Origin of the sequence: Geodermatophilus sp. YIM 151500 (genome assembly GCF_025716945.1) — a bacterium.
In the GTDB taxonomy this organism is placed as follows: domain Bacteria; phylum Actinomycetota; class Actinomycetes; order Mycobacteriales; family Geodermatophilaceae; genus YIM-151500.
This window is the reverse complement of record NZ_JAOVZT010000009.1, coordinates 141686-160953: the sequence shown is the minus strand read 5'-3', so window position 1 is coordinate 160953 and position 19268 is coordinate 141686. Positions and strand designations below refer to the sequence as shown.

Annotated in this window: 18 protein-coding genes and 1 pseudogene; 12 read left to right on the top strand and 7 right to left on the bottom strand. The window is 70.0% G+C overall.

Annotated features, from left to right (window positions below):
• The 3 genes from OF117_RS15855 to OF117_RS15845 all read right to left on the bottom strand — a co-directional run bounded on the left by OF117_RS15855 (position 1) and on the right by OF117_RS15845 (position 3493).
• Positions 1–1842: a GMC family oxidoreductase gene (locus tag OF117_RS15855; protein ID WP_263553810.1), complete on the bottom strand. Its 1842-nt coding sequence runs from the start codon at positions 1840–1842 to the stop codon at positions 1–3.
• A 139-nt stretch (positions 1843–1981) separates the two neighbouring features.
• Positions 1982–2563 (bottom strand): DUF6529 family protein, encoded by a 582-nt coding sequence (locus tag OF117_RS15850; RefSeq protein ID WP_263553809.1) that lies wholly within the window; start codon positions 2561–2563, stop codon positions 1982–1984.
• A 144-nt stretch (positions 2564–2707) separates the two neighbouring features.
• Complete coding sequence (locus OF117_RS15845; protein ID WP_263553808.1) at positions 2708–3493, bottom strand: CDP-alcohol phosphatidyltransferase family protein; 786 nt, start codon at positions 3491–3493, stop codon at positions 2708–2710.
• A gap of 296 nt (positions 3494–3789) precedes the next feature.
• Between OF117_RS15845 and OF117_RS15840 the strand changes: the two genes are divergently transcribed.
• From OF117_RS15840 to OF117_RS15825, 4 genes are all read left to right on the top strand, one after another.
• Positions 3790–4644 carry a class I SAM-dependent methyltransferase gene (locus OF117_RS15840; protein ID WP_263553807.1) on the top strand — a complete coding sequence of 285 codons (855 nt, stop codon included), beginning with the start codon at positions 3790–3792 and terminating at the stop codon, positions 4642–4644.
• A 173-nt stretch (positions 4645–4817) separates the two neighbouring features.
• Entirely contained in the window at positions 4818–5060 is a 243-nt protein-coding gene (locus OF117_RS15835) for a hypothetical protein (RefSeq protein ID WP_263553806.1), read from the top strand.
• A 73-nt stretch (positions 5061–5133) separates the two neighbouring features.
• Positions 5134–5679, top strand: a complete 546-nt coding sequence (locus OF117_RS15830; RefSeq protein ID WP_263553805.1) for a DoxX family protein — start codon at positions 5134–5136, stop codon at positions 5677–5679.
• Complete coding sequence (locus OF117_RS15825; RefSeq protein ID WP_263553804.1) at positions 5676–6044, top strand: hypothetical protein; 369 nt, start codon at positions 5676–5678, stop codon at positions 6042–6044. The genes OF117_RS15830 and OF117_RS15825 overlap by 4 nt, the downstream gene beginning before the upstream one ends.
• Positions 6045–6066: 22 nt before the next feature.
• On the opposite strand, the gene OF117_RS15820 is transcribed toward OF117_RS15825, so the two are convergent.
• Complete coding sequence (locus tag OF117_RS15820; RefSeq protein ID WP_263553803.1) at positions 6067–6714, bottom strand: class I SAM-dependent methyltransferase; 648 nt, start codon at positions 6712–6714, stop codon at positions 6067–6069.
• Between the two features lie 199 nt (positions 6715–6913).
• Between OF117_RS15820 and OF117_RS15815 the strand changes: the two genes are divergently transcribed.
• From OF117_RS15815 to OF117_RS15800, 4 genes are read left to right on the top strand one after another with little or no spacing between them, the layout of a single operon-like run.
• Positions 6914–8011 (top strand): radical SAM protein, encoded by a 1098-nt coding sequence (locus OF117_RS15815; protein ID WP_263553802.1) that lies wholly within the window; start codon positions 6914–6916, stop codon positions 8009–8011.
• 28 nt (positions 8012–8039) lie between these two features.
• Positions 8040–9005 carry a putative selenate ABC transporter substrate-binding protein gene (locus tag OF117_RS15810; RefSeq protein ID WP_263553801.1) on the top strand — a complete coding sequence of 322 codons (966 nt, stop codon included), beginning with the start codon at positions 8040–8042 and terminating at the stop codon, positions 9003–9005.
• Positions 9006–9064: 59 nt separating this feature from the next.
• Positions 9065–9793, top strand: coding sequence for a phosphonate ABC transporter ATP-binding protein (locus tag OF117_RS15805; protein WP_263553800.1), 729 nt, complete (start codon positions 9065–9067; stop codon positions 9791–9793).
• Positions 9790–11625 (top strand): PhnE/PtxC family ABC transporter permease, encoded by a 1836-nt coding sequence (locus tag OF117_RS15800; RefSeq protein ID WP_263553799.1) that lies wholly within the window; start codon positions 9790–9792, stop codon positions 11623–11625. The genes OF117_RS15805 and OF117_RS15800 overlap by 4 nt, the downstream gene beginning before the upstream one ends.
• A 32-nt stretch (positions 11626–11657) precedes the next feature.
• On the opposite strand, the pseudogene OF117_RS22285 reads toward OF117_RS15800, so the two are convergent.
• Positions 11658–11942: pseudogene (locus tag OF117_RS22285) on the bottom strand (class F sortase); the annotation flags it as partial.
• On the opposite strand from OF117_RS22285, the gene OF117_RS15795 reads away from it, so the two are divergent.
• Entirely contained in the window at positions 11853–12755 is a 903-nt protein-coding gene (locus tag OF117_RS15795; protein ID WP_411969460.1) for a tyrosine-type recombinase/integrase, read from the top strand. The pseudogene OF117_RS22285 and the gene OF117_RS15795 sit on opposite strands and share 90 nt — an antisense overlap.
• A gap of 278 nt (positions 12756–13033) precedes the next feature.
• On the opposite strand, the gene OF117_RS15790 is transcribed toward OF117_RS15795, so the two are convergent.
• Together OF117_RS15790 and OF117_RS22280 are read right to left on the bottom strand one after the other, a co-directional pair.
• The gene (locus OF117_RS15790) at positions 13034–13609 is read right to left on the bottom strand and encodes a hypothetical protein (RefSeq protein WP_263553797.1); all 576 of its coding nucleotides are present in this window, start codon (positions 13607–13609) and stop codon (positions 13034–13036) included.
• Between the two features lie 2186 nt (positions 13610–15795).
• Complete coding sequence (locus OF117_RS22280; RefSeq protein ID WP_411969459.1) at positions 15796–16293, bottom strand: GNAT family N-acetyltransferase; 498 nt, start codon at positions 16291–16293, stop codon at positions 15796–15798.
• 746 nt (positions 16294–17039) lie between these two features.
• On the opposite strand from OF117_RS22280, the gene OF117_RS15785 reads away from it, so the two are divergent.
• The 3 genes from OF117_RS15785 to OF117_RS15775 are packed head-to-tail and all read left to right on the top strand — an operon-like array spanning position 17040 to position 18954.
• Positions 17040–17255 carry a hypothetical protein gene (locus OF117_RS15785; protein WP_263553796.1) on the top strand — a complete coding sequence of 72 codons (216 nt, stop codon included), beginning with the start codon at positions 17040–17042 and terminating at the stop codon, positions 17253–17255.
• A complete protein-coding gene (locus OF117_RS15780; RefSeq protein ID WP_263553795.1) occupies positions 17222–18412 on the top strand; it encodes an HD domain-containing protein in 1191 nt (396 codons plus the stop codon). Before OF117_RS15785 ends, OF117_RS15780 begins: the two co-directional genes overlap by 34 nt.
• Positions 18409–18954, top strand: coding sequence for a hypothetical protein (locus OF117_RS15775; RefSeq protein WP_263553794.1), 546 nt, complete (start codon positions 18409–18411; stop codon positions 18952–18954). Before OF117_RS15780 ends, OF117_RS15775 begins: the two co-directional genes overlap by 4 nt.
• Positions 18955–19268: the final 314 nt, after the last annotated feature.

Genomic DNA, 19268 nt, shown 5'->3' with positions numbered 1-19268 from the left:
TCACGCGCCGACGAACTCCGCCAGTCGGATGCCATGGGCCGCCGCCACCAGTTCGGCCGCCCTCTCACCGATCATGATCGTGGCGGCATTGGTGTTGCCGCTGACCACGTTCGGCATGACGCTCGCGTCGGCGACCCGGAGCCCGTCGACGCCGAGGACGCGCAGCCGCGGGTCGACGACCGACCCGATCCGGCAGGTGCTCGTGAGGTGGTACACGGTGAACGCGTAGTGCCGCGCCAGGTCGACGATCAGCTCGTCGCTCGGCACGTCGCCGCGCGTGTAGCCGTGCTTCTCGGCCAGCCGCCGCGGCACCATGAGGTCGCCGATGTCGTGCGTGCGCCCCATCTCGGTCACGATCTCGAGAGCCCGGCGCACCACCGCGATCATCACGGCCATGTCGTGCGGGTCGGCGAGGTAGTTCATCCGGATGTCGGGCGCCGCCAGCGGATCGGCGCTGGTCAGGCGGATCTCGCCCTCGCTGTGCGGCTGCACCGGGTTCGCGAGCACGAGGACGTTCTCGGCCGTCGGCGACAGGTCGACGGCCGGGTCGTCGAAGTACTCCGCCGCCTCGACGTGCAGGCAGGAGTTCCAGATGTCCACGTCGTAGCCGCAGACGAAGATCGCGATCTGCGCGTCATGGGTGTGCTCGTCACCGAGTCCGGTCGAGAACCAGGCGCTCGCGTCGTAGAGCGACGAGGACACCAATCCGTTGCCGGTCGTGAACCACTCGGCGAGCTGGCGCTCGGCCTCGGTCTTGAGCGCCTGCAGCTCCGGTGGCAGCGACGCGTCGTCGGCCGGGTCGGCCGGCAGCGGGCCGGCCGGCGCCCGCAGGGCGTCCGGCCCCATGGCCACACCCATGCTGGCCATCGAGATCCCCAGCCCCGGCGCCGGGAACATCAGGCCCAGGTGCAGGTGGTCCTTGAGGTGACGGCCGACGTCGGGGGCGTCGACCAGGCACTCGATGCCGAGCGACTCCAGCTGCTCGCGCGGCCCGACACCCGACAGCAGGAGCAGCTGCGGTGATCCCACCGCGCCGGCGCTGAGGATCACCTCGCGGCCGGCTTCGATCACTTCGGTGGCGCCGTCGGAGGTGACGTACTCGACGCCGGTCGCCCGGAGTGCGCCCGGCTCGCCCGCAACGAGCACCCGGGTGGCCTGGGCGTGCGGTACCACCGTCAGGTTCGGCCGCTGCTCCACCTCGCCCTCGAGGAACGCGTGGTAGGTGCTGGAGCGCTTGCCCCGCCTGGTGGTCGTCTGGAACAGCGAGACGACACCGGCCGGGCCACCCCGGTCGCGGCCGTTGTAGTCACGGAGCGGGATGCCGGTGGCCACCGCGGCGTCGACGAACGCCTGGGCGCCCGGCAGCACCGGGCTGCGCACCGACACGCCGAGCGGTCCCTCGGTGCCGTGGGCGGGCAGGTCGAGCGGGATGGCGTCGCTCGGCACCAGGCCCTCGCTCTTCCTGAAGTAGGGCAGGACCTCGGCGTAACTCCAGCCGTCGGCACCTCCGGCGGACCAGGCGTCGAAGTCGCCGGGGTGTCCGCGCACGTAGGCCAGGTAGTTGATGCCCGACGAGCCGCCGAGCATCTTGCCGCGCGGCACCATCATCCGGCCGTCGCGCAGCCCCTTCCCGCAGCCCCCGGCGTCGGCGCTGAGCATCCAGTCGGTCTCGGGGTCCGCTTGCAGGACGGGGCAGGCGGCCGGCATCAGTTCGGCTGCGGGCGGGCGGCCTCCCGCCTCGATCAGCGCAACGCGGACGCTCGGGTCCTCCGACAGCCGCGCGGCGATCACCGCCCCGGCGGAGCCTGCCCCGACCACGACGACGTCCGCGCTGCTCGCCACGGCGGGAACCTAACAGCGGGGGGTTGCGGGCGAGACCCGCCCGGTCGTCGTCCAGAAGGTCCGCGCTGGAACGCAAGCGCGATGCCGGGTCCTCGCGACGACCGCGGCCCCAGCGGGTCACGTCCCGCCGGCGTCGTCCCTACCCTGCACGGCTCGGCCAGCCCCTGTCGCCGATGTACCACACGACCGACGTCAGGACGGCGACGACGAGGAGGGAGAAGAGGAGGCCACCGGCCACGGGCAGGAACCACCCCGGTGCGCGCCTCGCCCGGACGGCGGTGATCTTCACCACGATGGCGCCGACGACGGCGCACCCCACGAGGCCGTGCACGAACGACCGCGTGCTCACCGGCTCACCGTTGGGCAGCGTCCCGACCTCGAGGCCCAGCGACCAGAGGCAGTGGTAGGCGACGAACAACGAGAGCAGGACGGCGAGGGCCCCGGTGGCGCGATGCGCCGTCCCCACCCAGGACGGCGCCCTGACCCCGAGCTTGCCGTACATCCACAGGGCGCCCACGAGCTGGACGACGACCAGCACCCCGATCACCGTCGAGACGACGGTCTTCATGGCGAGGACGGTCGGGTAACCGAGGGTGGTGGTGCCGTCCAGCGTCGGCTCGTGCACCCGCCCGAACACCCCGACGAGGAGGGCGACCACCGCGCCTACAGCGAACGCCGTCAGCGGGACCGCCATGCCCTTCTTCGCGGTGGTGTCCACCATCGGCCCAGGATGCTCCGCGCCCGGCTGGATGGGGAGTGCCCTCCGCGCGCCACTGCCGGCGCCGTGGCCACCGCGTGGGTGCGAGCGTCGGACACCGTTCGACCGCCGCCGCCCGCCTCCGCCCGCCTCCGCCGCTCCCGGGCCTCAGGTAGGAAGTCCGGCACCTCCGGCCCGGGTCGGACGGCGCGCGTCGCGCCACAGCCACACGATCGACCGGGTGAAGGACCAGACCAGCAACGCCAGCGCGACCGCCACGAGCACGGCCGCGAGCGACCGCGGCAGGACGTCCGCGGCGGCCACCACCAGGACGATCCCCTGCAGCGCGGCCACGGCCTTGGCCGAGTAGCTGACCGGCAGGGGCGACCGCAGCCACGGCACCGCCCACCCCGCCGCGACGAACGCGTAGCGCATGGCCCCGATGACGAGGACCCACGGACCGAGGAGCACGGCGACGTGGACGCTGAGGACGAGGACGAGGACGCTGTCCACCTCCACGTCGAAGCGAGCGCCCAGGGCGGAGGCCGTCCCGGTCCGTCGGGCGACCGGTCCGTCGAGGGCGTCGAGGACCAGCGCCACCGTGGCGATCACGACGAGCAGGACGGTCGGGACGTCGCCGACCCAGAGCCGGTCGGCGACCAGGGCGACCACGCCCCCCACCAGAACGGCCCGTGCCGAGGTGACGAGACCCGCCGGCCCCAGCGTGCCCGTCCCGGCACGCCACGTGGCGACCGTCAGCAGACCCCAGAGGCCGAGGCCGTACGCCGTGCCCGCCAGCCAACCCGCCGGCCCCAACCCGACCCCGGCGGAGAGCGCGGTGAGCACGACGGCCTCGGCAGCCGCCACCGTGGCCAGCAGTGGCTGGATGTGCAACCGCCCCGCGCTCACCGGGGGTCGGACCGGTGCCGTCCGGGCGGAGACGCTTTCCTGCACGGATCCGAGACGGTACGGATTCCCGGCCGTGAGATCCACGCCCTCCGCGCTGATGACGACGCTCGTGACGACGCTCGTGACGCGGCGCGGACGAGCGTCGCCCCGCCCGCGGACGTCACGGCCCCTTGCGGCAGCCGCGGGCCGCTGCTTCGGTGGTGCGGCTCAGCGGCAGGAGCTCCGCCCGGCCGCACCCTCGGGGGCCGCGCGCCCGGCAGGTGGGAGGTGACGTGGTGCCGCCTGACCCGGGTGCTCCGCCGGCTCCCTGGGACGCCCGGCTGAGCCTTCCTGGGTCACCCGTGTGCGCGCCGGACTGGCTGGCGCTGCGCGAAGCCGCCGACGCCGCGGCGCGGGCACCCGAGTTGGCCGACCTGGTTCGCGACCACCTGGCGGCCAAGGTCGGTCCCGACGCACCAGCGGTGATCCGGGACCTCGGGTGCGGCACCGGTTCGATGGGCCGCTGGCTGGCCCCACGACTGCCCGGGCCGCAGGTGTGGATGCTGCACGACCGCGATCCCGGGCTCCTCGCCGCCGCCGCGGCGAGCATGCCCCGCAGGGCCGCCGACGGTGCCCCGGTCACGGCGCGGACGCAGGAGGGCGACCTCAGCGAGCTGCGCTCCTCCGACCTCGACGGAACCGCGCTGGTGACGGCGTCCGCCCTCCTGGACCTGCTGACGGCCGAGGAGGTGGACGCGCTCGCCGCCACGTGCACCGAGGCCGGAGCCGCTGCACTGCTGACCTTGTCGTTCACCGGGCGCGTCGAGCTCGCGCCGGCCGATCCGCTGGACGCCGAGTTCGCTGCTGCTTTCGATGCCCATCAGCGGCGCCGCACCGACGACCGGCGGCTGTTGGGCCCGGACGCCGCCGCAGTCGCCGTGGACGCCTTCGCCCGGCGAGGAGCGGTCGTCGAGAGCCGACCGAGCCCCTGGCAGCTGGGTGCCGACCGGGCCGAGCTGGCCGAGGAGTGGCTGCGCGCCTGGATCGCCGCCGCGTGCGCCCAGCGGCCCGACCTGCGGCGGTGCGCCGGCGCCTACCTCGGCCGCAAGCTCGACGCTCGTCGCGCCGGCCGGTTGCGGCTCGTGGTCGGCCACGTCGACGTGCTCGCCCTCCCGTCGGGCGGCGGGCGGTTGCCGCCTGGATCGAGGACTAGCTAGAACCACGACCGGCGGCACTCCGCGATCGGCATGACCTCCCCGATCGCCTACGAGCGGGCGCTACGCTCAACATGGCAACCAGCGCTGCATGCGTACCTCGATGGACACTGTGTGACGCACCACGTGTCTGCGTGGCGGCCGGCCAGCCAGCCCCGGAGCCGGAACGGGGGCACGTGACCAGCATCGCTGCCGACGGCACGTCCGCGGGCGCGCTTGCGCCACCTACCCCGGAGCTGACCATCACCGCCGACGGCGCGTTCTGGTCACCGTTCGCGCCGACCGTCCGGCGCGGCGTCCTCGACACCGACCTGCTGCTCAGCCGCACGCCCCGACCGCTGCAGCGTCCCGTCGACGCCATGCTCACCGTGCTCGGGGGCCGGCCCGAGGGGGCCGACAGCACGCTGAACATCCGCTAGACATGACCCCTCGGCGCCCGATCGGGCGCTCCGCTCCTCTGACCTGCACCACCCCCGGCGGGAGGTCCGCAGCATGTCGCACCCCACCACCGACCGGGCGGCCCCGGTCGAGGAGATGGACACCGGACGGGGGTCCCGGGCCGCGCTGGCCGCTGTCCGGGTCGTCGTCGGCCTGCTCTGGGTCGCCAACTCCGGGTGGAAGACCCCGCCGGACTTCGGCGAGGAGAGCGGCAGCGGGCTGTTCCGCTTCACCAGCTACGCCGTCGAGCACCCGGTCTTCCCGCCCTACACCTGGCTGGTCGAGAACTTGGTGCTCCCGAACTTCACCCTCTTCGGCTGGGGGGTGCTGCTGCTCGAGGCCAGCCTCGGCGCCTTCCTCGTCGTCGGTCTCGCCACGCGCTTGTTCGCGGCGCTGGGCATCGCGCAGTCGGTGGCCATCACCCTGTCGGTGCTGAACGCACCGAACGAGTTCCCGTGGACCTACTACCTGATGATCGCCGTCCACGTGGTCCTGATCGCGACCGCCGCCGGCCGCACCGCCGGAGTGGACGGGCTGCTCCGGCCCGTCTGGCGGCGCTCCTCCGGTCCCGTCGCGCGATTCCTGCTGAGGGTCTCGTGAGCGGCGTCACCCGGGGTGGGTACGCGCTCGCGGTCGCGGCCGTCGTAGCCGTCCTCTTCGTCTTCGCCCCGCGCACCGATGCGATCCGGTTCGTCGCCGTGACCGTGCCGGTCGTCGTCGTGCTGCTCGTCGTCGCCGCCGTCGGCGCCGCCGCGTCCCGCGCGAGCAGCACGGTGCTCATGGCGGTCGCCGCGGGCATCGCGGTCGCGGCCGCCGTCCTCCAGCAGGCCCAGTTCGGTCGCGATCCGAACTGGCTGGGGGGAAACGGCTCGACCGCGGCATTCCTCGGCGCGCTCGGGCTCGGCTACGGCGCACTCTGGTACGCCGGCCGGCACGCGGAGCGCGCCGAGGCCCATCCCCGCTGATCCCCGGCGGTCGGCGGGGCGGTCAGGCGCACCGCAGCAGCACGGCGGTGAACTGCTGGATCGTGCCCCAGGGAGTCTCGTGGTCGTCCCCGGTCGTCGCGACGAGCTCGTAGCCGGGGAACTCGGCGGCCAGCGCCTCGTGGGTGTAACGGACGATCGGCAGGCCGCTGCACGTCGTCGGGCCGTCGGGCCCGAAGGTGGCGACGACAACCCAGCCGCCGGGGCGCACGTGCCGGTCCAGCGAGGCGCGGTAGTCGTCGCGCTCGTCGGGCTCGGTGAGGAAGTGGAAGACGGCGCGGTCGTGCCAGACGGCGTAGGTACGGCCCATGTGGAGGTCGAGCACGTCGGCCACCTCGAGGGCGACGTCGCGGCCGGCGTCGCCCAGCCGCGCGCGGACCGTGTCCAGGGCCGTCCGGGACAGGTCGACCGCCGTGACGTCCGTGTGACCGCGCTGCACGAGGTGGTCGGTGAGCGTCGACCAGCCCGCACCGACGTCGATGACCCCCTCGTCGCGGCCGACCCCGGTGCGGTCGACGAGGTCCAGCGACAGCCCGGGCACCGACTGCCACCACGAGACGGAGTCGACGTCCTTGCCGGAGTGGGCGTCCTCCCAGAAGGAGGCGCGGGCGGCGCCGTCCCTGGGTCGGTTCTCCGGCGCGGCGGTGGTCACGGCTCCACACTCCCACCTCGCGGCTCCGGTGCCACCTCGACCACCTGGGACGGCCGTGTCCGTGGCGGCGATCGGGCACGCGCCATCCGATCGGGGGCCCTGTGCCGAACGGTTGGGGGGCGTGCGGCAGGCTCGACGCGCCCCGATCTCCGTCGAGGACGATGATGCCGGGCACCACCGGCCCCAGGGAGACCACCGAGTGACGATCGACGCGTCCGCAGCCGCGGTCCCGGCACCACCGGAGGGTTTCCCGCCCACCGCCCGCCTGGTCGACGGCGGCACGATGGAGTGCGGCAGCGGGCTGCTGCTGCTCATCACCCGGGCCATGCGCCGGCTCGGGGACGGCCAACTGCTCGCCGTCCGCAGCGCCGAACCCAGCGTCCGGGTCGATCTGCCGGCCTGGGCCGCGATGGTCGGCAACGAGGTCGCCGGCGAGGCGGCGGAGTCGCCCGCGGGCCCGTGGTGGTTCGCCGTCCGCAAGGGCACCGCGCGGACGACGGTCTTCAGCACCGGCGAGGGCACCCCCGTCGGGGACCGGCTGTGGGTATACACCAACTTCGACTGCAACCTGGCCTGCCTGTACTGCTGCGCGGAGTCCTCACCCAAGGCCCCGGCCCGCCGGGTCGGGGTCGACGTCGCCGAGCGCGCCTTCGCCGAGTTCGGCGCCCTGGGCGGCCGGGAGGTCTTCCTCACCGGCGGCGAACCGTTCATGCACCCCGAGCTCGACGCGCTGGTGCGGGCCGCCGAGGGCTTCGAGCGCACGATCCTCACCAACGCGATGGTCTTCGGCCGCGGTCGGCGCCGCGAGGTGCTCGAGGCGATGGACCGCTCGGTCACCCTGCAGGTGAGCCTCGACTCGGCCGGCCCCGACCTGCACGACGCCCAGCGCGGCCGCGGCTCGTGGGCCCGTGCCGTCGACGGCATCGGCCTCGCGCACGGGCTCGGGTTCCGCGTCCGCGTCGCGGCCACCATGTTCGACGAGGACCCCGCGGGCGTCGCCGCCCTGCACGCCCGCCTCGACGCGGTGGGCATCGCCCCGGAGGACCGGGTCATCCGCCCGGTGGCGCAGGAGGGCTTCGCCGAGACCGGCGTGCACGTGTCGCTGGACTCCCTCGCCCCGGAGCCGGTCATCACCGCCGACGGCGCCTGGTGGCACCCGGTGGCCGTCACCAACCCGAACATGCGCATCGCCGACGCGCCCCTGCCGCTCGCGGAGGTCTTCGGCGTGGTGCGCGACATCCTCGACGTCCAGGGCGCGGTCGCGGCCTCCGGGCGCGAGGTCTTCCGCTGTGCCTGACCACCTCCCCTCCCCCGAGGACACACCCGTGACGCGACACCCCCTGCCCGCCGTGCCCGCCTTCGACCGGCGACGCCTGCTCCTCGGCGGCCTCGCCCTGCCGCTGCTCGCCGCCTGCGGCGGCTCCGGCGGCTCCTCCTCCGGCGGCTCCGGCAGCGGGTCCGGTGGTGGTGCCGGGGCGACGACGCTGACCATCTCAGCCATCCCCGACCAGGACCCGGAGCTGCTCAACCGGCTCTACGGCAGCGTCGCCGACGGCTTCGCCGGTGCCGCCGACCTCGAGGTCGAGTACCGGCCGGTCACCGACTACACCGCCGTCGTCCGCGCCTTCCAGCGCGGTGACGTGTACCTGGCGTGGATGGGCGGCCTCACCGGCGTGCAGGCCCGCGCGCTCGTCGAGGGCGCGACCGCCATCGCCCAGCGCGACATCGACGCCGACTTCCGCAGCCTCTTCATCGCCAACCGCTCCGCCGGCCTCGAGCCGTTCGAGGACGTCGCAGGCCTCACCGCGCTGGCCGGCAAGACCCTCACCTTCGGCAGCGAGACCTCCACGTCCGGCCGCCTCATGCCGACCTATTTCATGGAGCAGGCCGGACTGTCGGTCGACGAGCTCGCCGGGCCCCCCGGTTTCAGCGGCAGCCACGACGCCACCATCGAGGCCGTCGCCTCGGGCGCCTTCGAGGTGGGCGCGGTCAACGAGCAGGTCTGGGCCGCCACGGAGGAGGCCGGCGAGGTCGACGTGTCCGACGTCGTCGTGCTCTTCCGCACCCCGGGCTACGCCGACTACCACTGGCTGGCGCGTCCCGACGTCGACGAGGTCTTCGGTGCGGGAACCACGCAGCGGCTGCAGGACTACCTGCTGGGCCTGGACGTCGGGGACCCCGAGGACGCCGAGGTGCTCGAGCTGTTCGGCGCCGAGTCGTTCGTCGAGGCGAGGGACAGCGCCTACGACGAGCTCGAGGAGGTCGCGCGGGCGCAGGGCCTGCTCGAGTGAGTGGGCTCCGGCCGGTCGTCGACGGGACCGGCGGGTCGGCCCTGTGCAGGTCCGCGCCGGTGTTCGAGCTGCGCGGCGTCACCGTCGTCCGCGGCACCCACCGGGCGCTCGACGAGGTCGACCTCGTGGTCGGGCCCGGTGAGCGGGTGGCCCTCCTCGGGCCCAGCGGGGCGGGCAAGAGCACGCTGCTCGCCCTGCTCAGCGGTGCCACCGACCCGGACACGGGTGCGGTCCTGCTCTTCGGCGAGGACCTCGCCCGCCTCGCCCACCGCCGCCGCCGGGAGCTCACGGCGCGGGTCGGTGCGCTCACGCAGGACCTCGACCTCGTCGAGCACGTCCGCGTGCTGCACAACGTCGCGGCCGGCCGGCTCGGCCGGATCGGCCTGGGCCCGGCGCTGCTGCGGCTGCTCACCGCACGGGCGGACGACGAGGTGCGCGAGGTGCTGGCGCGGGTGGACCTCCCCTGGGCGCTTCACGCGCGGACCCAGCACCTCTCCGGCGGCGAGCGGCAGCGGGTGGCCGTAGCCCGGCTGCTGCTGCAGCGGGCCGAGGCGGTGCTGGCCGACGAGCCGGCGTCCAGCCTCGACCCGACGACCGCCCGCGATGTGCTCGAGTTGCTGCGCGGCAGCGCCACGACCGGGACGACGGTGGTCAGCCTGCACCAGCCCTCGGCCGCCCGGCACACCTTCACCCGTGTGGTGGGCCTGCGACGCGGACGCGTGGCGCTGGACCTGCCCCCGGGCCGGCTGACCGACGACCTGCTCGACGATCTCTACGCCCGCGCATGACCGGTCTGCTCGACGCACCCCGGCTGTCCCCGGCGGCGGGGCGCCACGTACGCCTGGGGGTGACCCGCGCCGCGGTGCTGCGGCGCAGGGGGACGACCGTGGCGGTGCTCGCCGCGGTGCTCGTCCTGGCCGCCTGGCGGGCATTCGGCGCGCCGGGCGGGGTGATCAACACCGGCGGCGCGGCGCTGCTCGACGACCTGCTCGCCCGGGCGCTGTCGCCGCGACTGGACGCCGAGTTCCTCCTGCTCGTCGCTCGGGCCACCGCCACCACGCTGGCCTTCGCCGCGGTCGGCGCGGCCGGGGCGCTGCTCGTCGGCCTGCTCGGCGGGCTGGCGCTCAGCGACGCGGCCTGGTCGCGGCGGCCCCCGCTGCCGGTGCGCCTGGTCCGGACGGCGCTGCGCGGCGTGCTCGTCGCGGCCCGGTCGGTGCACGAGCTCGTGTGGGCGCTGCTGCTGGTCGGCGTCCTCGGCCTCGACCCGCTGGTCGCCGTGCTCGCCCTGGTGGTGCCCTTCGGCGCGCAGACCGCCCAGGTCTACGCGGAGACCTTCGACGGCGTGCGCGGCGGCGCGCACGCCGCGCTGCGGCGGGCCGGGGCGCCGCGGACCGCCGCCATCCTGTACGCCCTGGTGCCCGGCGCCTCGCCGCTGCTGCTGTCCTACGCCTTCTACCGCTTCGAGTGCTCTTTGCGCTCGACGGTGCTGCTCGGCTTGGTCGGAGTCGGCGGTCTCGGGCAGGAGCTGGTGGTCAGCCTGCAGTCACGCAACTGGGAGGAGGTGTGGACCCTCGTCCTCGCCCTCCTGGTGCTTTCGGCGCTGGTGGAGGCCTGGAGCGCACGGGTGCGCCGTGAGGCCGGCTCCCTGGGCGACGCCCGCCCGGTCGTGGCCGCCGCCGACGCCGAGGGCGTCGGGGCCCTCGCTGCCGGCCGGGCCGATAGCGCGCCGCCGACGCGCACCTGGACCCGCTGGTCGGTGCTGGTCGGGCTGCCCGGCCTTGCGGTCGCGTGGTGGTGGACCGGAGCCTCGCTCGAGGGGCTCACCGACTCCCTGACCTGGCAGCTCACGCAGGAGCTGGTCGCCGACCTCCTGCGGCCGGCACTGCCCGACGGCGGCGGCTCCGTGCTGCTGCTCGCGGTGCTGGACACCCTGGCCATCGCGGTGCTGGCGATGGCGGTCGCCGTCCTGCTGACCGTCGTACTCGCGCCGTGGGCCGCGGCCCCGACCGCATCCGCCGCCGGACCGCGGGACCGGTCGGGACGCACGCGCGACATCGTCCGCGCCGCGCCCCGGGCCGCCGCGCGCCTGGTGTCGCGGACCGTACTGCTCGGTCTGCGCTCGGTGCCGCCGACGATCTGGGCGATCCTCGCGCTGTTCGTATTCTTCCCCGGCGTCGTGCCGGGAGCGGTCGCGCTCGGTCTGTACGCCGCCGGGATCCTCGGCCGACTGGTCGCCGAGGCGTGGGAATCGGTCGACCGCCGGCCGCGCGACGCGCTGGTCCGCGCCGGCGTCGCGCCGTGGCGCGCCGGCCTGCTGGCGGTGGTCCCGCCCTCGGTCCAGCAGCTCACCACCTACACGATGTACCGCTTCGAGGTGTGCGTGCGCGACACCGCCGTCGTCGGGGTGGTCGGCGCCGCCGGGCTCGGCCGGCTCCTGGGCGAGGGCCTCGCGGCCTTCCGCTACCCGGTGGTGGCCACCGCGCTGCTGGCCTCCTTCGCGGTGAGCGTGGCCGTGGAACTGACCTCCCGTCGCGTCCGCAGAGGGCTCTCCGGGAACCTGCGGCCGCGAGCCCGGCCGTTCCGCAGGGCTCCCGCCCGCACGACGAGGTTCTCGGTGTAGGACCGCGCTTGCTCATCGAAGCCGCCGGTGCACGTGATCAGGACCAGCTCGGAGTGGGGCACCGGCGCATGGACCTGCCGCGCCGCGGACTCGTCCTTGGCGAATTGCTGCAGTTCGGTCAACCGGAAGACCGCCACGCTGCTGTCGGAGCGCATGATCGCGATCTGCGCTCCCTCCGTCAGCTCACCGCGGCGGGCGAAGACCGCCGGACCCGTGTAGTCGTCGACATGGCCCGCGATGATCGCCGGCAGGCCCTGCGGGTCACCCGGGTAGCTGCCCCCGGTGAACCACCCGGGCTTGCTGAAGTCGACCGGCACCTCGAGCGTCTTGTCCTCGTTGAGGCCGCGGGCGACCAGCGGATCCTGCACATGATCATCAACACCGCCGTCGACGACGGCCGCCTCGTGCGCAACCCCGCCTCGCGGGTCAAACACCCGCGACCGGCGCGCCGCGAGAAGCGCTTCCTCACTCACCCCGAGGTGGCCGCGCTGGCCGAGGCCGCCGGACCGGACCGGCTCGTCATCCTCGTGCTCGCCTACTGCGGCCTGAGGTTCGGCGAACTCGCCGCCCTGCGGGTGCGCAACGTCGATCCGCCCCGCCGCCGGCTGAACATCGAGGAATCGGTGACCGAAGTCGACGGTGTCATGGTCTTCGGCACCCCGAAGTCCCACCAGTGCCGGTCCGTCCCCGTCTCCCGGTCGCTCGTCGACGCGATGGCCGCGGCCTGCACCGGTAAGGCCCCGACCGACCTGGTCTTCGCCGCCCCCCGCGGCGGAGTGCTGATGCTCCGGAACTGGCGGAGCCGCGTCTTCGACCCCGCGCTCCAGACGGCCGGACTCGGGGAGCTCACCCCCCACGAGATCCGGCACATCGCGGCCAGCCTCGCCGTCGCCGCCGGTGCCAACGTCAAGGCCGTCCAGCGCATGCTGGGACACGCCAGCGCGGCCATGACCCTCGACGTCTCTCGGGCCTCTTCGACGACGACCTCGACGCCGTCGCCGACCGGCTGGACACCGCCGCCAAGACCGCCCGCCAAGATCATGCGGACTATTGGCGGACGGACGGCACCGTCACTGCCATCCAGCAACCGTCCTAAGCGGCATAACCGCTCCTCAGATGGGTGGAGCTGAGGGGATTCGAACCCTGACCCCCACACTGCCAGGCCGTCATGATCGCGTTCGTCGCGGTTCGCCAAAGTTCCATAAGACAGGTGACCAGCGGATTACTACGGCCGCGCACGGCTACGGATGACCGCGAACGCGGCCAACTGCAACCAGAACTGCAACCACCGAAGTGGACCGTCCCCCTCCTCCACACGGCCATGACCGTCCTCCCTGGCCCTCCCGGCGAGCGATGTGAGGGGGCCGCCATCGTTCCCCTCAAACACTGCAGAGCGACGGCGGACTGTCTAGCCCTCGTCGTGGGACCGCCAGAGATACGCCGAGTGGAGGCCGGCCAGCGTCCGCCATCCGATGCACGCGCCAACATCAGTGAAGGCGTCATCTATCCGTGCGATGACCTCCTCCGCCATGTCGGCAGTCAAGTACGCCGCCTCGCTGCCGGCATCGATGCCGTTGGTACGTAACCGCTCACGGGCCCGCGCGTCGTCATGGACGAGATAGTTGCGCCAGGTACTCAGCCAACGCAGCGTTTCAACCGTCTCGGCATTGAGGTTGCGCGAGCCCAGGCCCCCAATGGCTCGGGGCGCCGCCTGCCAGCGCGCCACCCAGCCGCCCGCACCTTGCGGCTCAACATCGGCGAGGTGGTAGGCGCGGTGAATCCAGCCCTCGGCGGCGGCCTGCGCCAGCACGACGGTCTCGACCACCGCATCGAGCTCGCGGAGGCGCCGCTCATGGCGCCCTGTCTGGGCGGCTTCCGTCGCGCGTTGCCGTGCCTGATGAGCCGTCGCGCATGCCCGGCGGTAGAGCATCGCTGCCGGGAAGAATTCGGCTGAAGCAAGCTCGATCGCACCGTCGTCGGACACTGCACCCCCGCCTATCCCGCGGCGGGCCCTCTAGGCCAACCGCCACCGTCTCTGAAGAATCGCCATACCGCTTCCACACCGCCGGGCCGACCGACCCCGCGGGGGACTGCTGGCGGAGTCCAAGTCTCCAAGTTGGCCATGTCGATTTGATCCCGCTCACCCGCTCCATTTGAAGCGCAGCTTAGACAGCCAGTTAGACTCCCGCGGGGGTCGCCACGCGGTCAACAGCAACCTCGTCCGGCCCGCGATGCCTAGCGCCTATTGAGGATGATTCGCTCGATCGATCGGAACCACCCGCGAGGCCGAGCGAACATGTCTGCGCTGAAGCGACGCAGCCTTTCAAGCCACGTGAAGAGCCCAAGGACCGTCGCGAGCCCTAGGATGGTTACTATTGACTTCCAAGGAATTTGGGAGAAGTCATAGGTGCCACTCGTCCATCGAACTATCAACGCTATGGTAACCAAGGCCAGGCCGACTCGGACAATCTCAGCCCACCATACTCTAGCGGCCGCCGGATTCAGATCCGCAAAGACGCGGAATGGGTTATCCGGGTTAATAGACTGGCGCGGACGCTTGCGGGCGCCGGAGAAGCCTCCCATTGGCGACGTTGGACCGTCAGGAGCCGTCGGGGAACCACGGAAAGACTGCGCGGGAGGAGTCGGATCATCCTGACCTTCGATCCTAGGACCGTGGTGCTAAATTGCCCTTCCTCGGCCCCCCTCCCCCTCGTCGGCGATTCAACTGCAGACGTTCCCGCAGATGACCCCGTAGCCGATTGCGGCAGGCTTGGATCAAGCGATACAACCACCTCGGCGGATTCTTCGATTTTATCGGGCTTTTGTCGCCAGTAGTGGACCACCATTGCACTACGCAGGGATAAGTACGCCGTCCCTCGCAGATAGATTCGCCAGGCTCCAGGCTCGAGTAGCCTCAGGTATTTCCACTGCGGGCTTGTCGTTGCGATCTGATATTTGGCGGGCGAGATAAGGAAGACGTTCATTTCATCAATCGGGATCATGCGCTTCCGCAGATGGATCTCTGACTCTGCGAAACGCGACTCCCGAACGTCATACACGCGAAAGTCGAATAGCGCGCCACCTGTGACCCGCTTCCACGACCACAGAGGGCCGGCACCAAAGACCCGGAACCTCAACCGCAAATATCGAGCCTCTCCAGCTGGGATTGGCGACACAAGAGGAACCACGTAATGGGACGAATCTGACCGCTGGTCAACCGTAGAGAGCACCTTGATGCCTGCTACGTTGATCCTCCCCAAACGTAGCGGCTCGGCGTAGTCACCGACTGTCAGCTTCGTCCAGTCCTCTTCCGCCTCTGCATGGACGGGACCTCCGAAGACGAGCTCCGCCGACGCCTGTGTGGCGATCGTCTGATAGAGGTCCTGTGCGACCGTCTCATTCTTCGCGCGACCAGGCCATCTGCCTTCGTCGACCCTGAAGGGAAGAATTATCTCGACCTGGCTGACCGGTTCGGTAGCAGCAACAAGCTCCAACCCTAGGTCGAAGTAGAAGAGCCGGCGCCCGGGCACCAAGGACGAAAGCGCCCAAAGGTTTACGTGACATCGGCGAATGCCAGGCAGAATGACCGCCGGCCCGGCTCCGTGAGGCGTAGCCAGATTGAGCCCCGGGGAGGTAGCCGACTCAGGTGCGGATTGAAGAACCCCGAAATACCCCACGGCTACGAGCCCCCCGCCATCGCGCGCCGACTACCGGACGAGATCACAGTAATGCGTTGAACACTCCCGGCGGTGCGCATCGGATTGCCAGCAGGTGCCACGCCGGAGACTAGAGTCCCATTAAGCTTTTGATAGGATTGGGGGGCGCGGAGAACGCCAAACTCGGCCAGCGGAACTGATGCCGGGAAGAGTCCAACAGCGCCAATGTGAATAGCAGACGCACAAATAGCTTCCTCCAAGTACTTCGCAACCATCGCCCGCTCATATTCGTCCGGCTCCATGGCGACAAGATCCGTCGCACTTCCATACGTAATAGAATCCAGGCGCATCACTCCGGTGACCGCACAGACTGGGCGACATTCATAGATGGCCCACCAGGCGGGTAGTGTTGCCCGCACTTGTCTACGGCGGAATTCAGTCGGCTTCAGGCCTTGAAATATGCGGTGTGCATGATGCGGATGGAGTGAAATCAGACCGGTGACAGCGAGAGAATTCACCAGACGCGGGTGTACACAATTTCGTGACGGCCCGAGCCGTACCGATTACACAAGAATGCGGTCTCAGTGAAGCCAGCGGTGTGGAGCAAGCGGGTCAACTGCGGCGCTATGTGGTGAGCGACGGTCACCCATAGTTCAGTGACCCCACCAGCGTCTGCGCGGAGGACCGCCTCATGGATCAGAGCAGACCCGATTCCCCAGTTGCGAGCTTGCTCAGCCACGAAGACGGTGGAGAGCTTCATCTGGTCCGCTGATTTGGGGGTCAGAATTGCGACACCAACAGCTGACTCTGCCTGCCAAGCCACGATGCCCAAGGCCTTTCCGCGCACGATATCCTGCAGGCGGGAAGCCAGCCATCCTCGGCCATTAGGGTATAGGAGCTGCACTGGCCGCTCCAGCAACCTTGACACTTCGTCGACGCTTGGAGCAGTCAAAGGCTGAAGAATAACTTCGGCAGTCTCCTTAGATGCTGTCGCCGCGTTAAGGTTGACCATGCGAGGAGGCTGGAGCCGTGGCCATATTGCCCGCTCGGTGTCGCGCAAGTTGGTCACACCGGCGACCATAGTGGAGCCCCCTGACAGACGGCGAGGCGCGCAGCACGAGGAGCGGGCTGGCACCTCTGACTTCCCCTCTTACAGGTGCTCGCTGAGGACCCAACGGAGGCTCGCGGGGCGCGGTGTGACGGTGTGGCGAGAGAGTCACGCCAGGCTGCGGCCGGCCAGGCTTCAAGAGTGACGGCTTGGTTGGCTAGTCGGGCCGTCCTCGACGACGTCACCGGGCACCTCCACGCAGCAGTCGCTGCGGTCCCAGCGGAAGCGGGTCTCGTCCAGTGAGTCGGGCATATGTCGCCGGTTCACGAACTACCGGCATGTGGTTCGTTCGAGAGTTGTCCACAGATCGCGTGGGCCCTGGGGATGCCGAAGCTGCAGGCACAGCGCCTGAGGGCGGACGGTGGTCAACACGCCAGACGTCCAGTACGAGCATCCGTCCACAAGCAGGGGCGTGTCGTGAACAGTGCGATGCACAGGTACCAGTTCGTAGTCTCACCGCCGATGACGGCACTGGTCCGGCGGACACGGCTGCCGCTCCGGACGAGAGCCAACCGGTTCGGCGAGGCCTAGCGTGCGAAGTTGTCAGGCCGGCGTGGCATGGTTCGAACGTGCGTTCGAGCAGAGGGTTCGTGGGCACGACAGGCCTGCCATCGGCGGGTCCACGACCGGGTGAGGAAGGGAGGGCAGCGATGGTCAAGTACCACCATGAGTTCCGCGACCCGGTCCACCAGTTCATCACGGTGACATCACACGAGCGGACCATCGTCGACTCGGAACCTGTCCAGCGCCTGCGCTACATCGCGCAGTTGGCACTCTCGTCACTGGTTACCCGGGCGCGACGCACCGGCGGTTCGAGCACAGCCTCGGTGTCATGGAGTTCGCCGGCCAAGCGTTCGACGTCTTGATCGCGCGACAGGAAAACGTTTCCGAAGAGGTCCGGGACGTCGTCCCTGAACTCTCTGCGCACAACAACTTCCCGTACTGGCGGACTGTAGTGCGCATGGCCGCCCTCTGTCATGACCTCGGCCATCTTCCGTTCTCGCATGCTGCCGAGCACGAGATTCTGCCGGAAGACGTGTCGCACGAAACGTTGTCTGAACAAGTGATCACCAGTCCAGAAATGCGTGAACTTTTCGCCAACATGGTACCGCCCGTCGATGCTGCTGTCGTTGCAAAGCTTGCGGTCGGCGCGGAGAAGGCAAGTCAAGGTCGCTTTTCGGTGTGGGAGTCTCTCCTCAGCGAGATAATCACAGGAGATGCTTTCGGAGTCGACCGGATGGACTATCTCTTACGCGATTCTCACCACGCCGGTGTCGCTTACGGAAGATTCGATCACCACCGGTTAATCCAGACACTTCGACTGATGATGCCAGCTGCTAGTCCCGGACCGGATGAGGACGATTCGCAAGCGCCGGTGATTGGCATTGAGCGCGGCGGCCTGGAGGCAAGTGAGTCGCTGGCCTTAGCTCGGTATTTTATGTTCAGTCAGGTGTACTTTCACCCCATCCGTGTGGTTTACGACATTCATCTTGTTGACTTTCTTCGCAACTGGCTACCTGAGGGAAAGTACGGGGCCACCGTTCAGCAGCACCTGGCCACAACGGACAACGAAGTCCTGACCGGGATGCGCGTGGCGGCCGGCGACTCCAGCCATCCGGCTCACGAACCGGCCCAGCGAATCCTCCAGCGTCAGCACTTCAAGGTGCTGTACGAACGAAGTGTCTCCGACCTTGAACTGTCGCCCGATCCGGGGTTGGCGGTCAAGGCATGGGCGGTCAACGAGTACGGCGAAGATGCCGTACGCCACAAAGCCAGCCGAAAGGGCGGCGGGAAACTCGACTTCCCAGTTAGAGAATTCGCAAACCGTCGAGTTTCGTCATTGAGCGTCAGCGAGACGCTAGCTCGACTGCCCTCGGCGAGCGGCGAGTATGTCTTCTTGCGTCCGGACCTTGTCGCCGACGCGCGTCGGAAGCTCACTCGCAACCGTGAGGAAATTCTCGGGTCCTGGTCGCCAGAGGATCTAGAAGAGGACGACATGGCGGCACTCAAGGAGGAGTTATGAAGCGACTGGCTCGCGCAGCGGTCCTAAGCGCATTGGCAGATGGTCTTCACGAAAGGAACTCGTGGACCGGGGAGACGCATCTGCAAAAGGCGACCTTCTTCTTGCAAGAAGCCTTGGGCGTCCCGTTTGAGTATGACTTCATCCTCTACAAGCATGGCCCCTTTTCTTTTGCGCTGCGGGATGAACTGAACAGCCTTGAGGCGGATCGCTTCATCGAGGTTAAGCCCCAGCGCTATCCGTATGGGCCTCGACTGGAAACGACCCACATCGGTAAGGCCCTGCAGGCGAAGTTCCCGAGGACCATGGAGATGCACCGTGCGGCGGTCGACCAGGTCGCGGACTTCGTCCGTGACCGGGGCGTCGGGGAATTGGAGCGGCTCGGCACCGCGTTGCTTTTGATCAAGGAGAACCCGAACGCACACGATGAGAAGTTGGCCGAGCTCATGACCGGAATCAAGCCTCATGTGTCGCTGCCAGAGGCATTAACCGCGGTCGGTGAAGTGAGGAGCTTCATGAGCGAACGGCATGGGGCGGCGGTTTAGTAGCGACCCCAAACGCCGAGTGCGGTGTCGCTATTGCCCTTGCAGAACCTCAGAAGCGAGCCATCTCCAGGCCCGCGGTCCATACGCACACCACGGTGTAGGCCACGCGGTGCTGGGCCGAGGCAGCCTGATCGACTGGCATCTCGAGCTGCGTGTGCCACCGATTCTGGCGGCGGGGTCTGGGCGGGTACCAGACCAACTGCAGGCCTCGTCGCATACGGTGTGCCGGCCTCACTCGCGTCTGGCGGGCAAGCGCTTGACCCTCGATCAGGGGCAGTGCGCTGGGGGCCATGTGCGCTCGGGGTAACCGATTG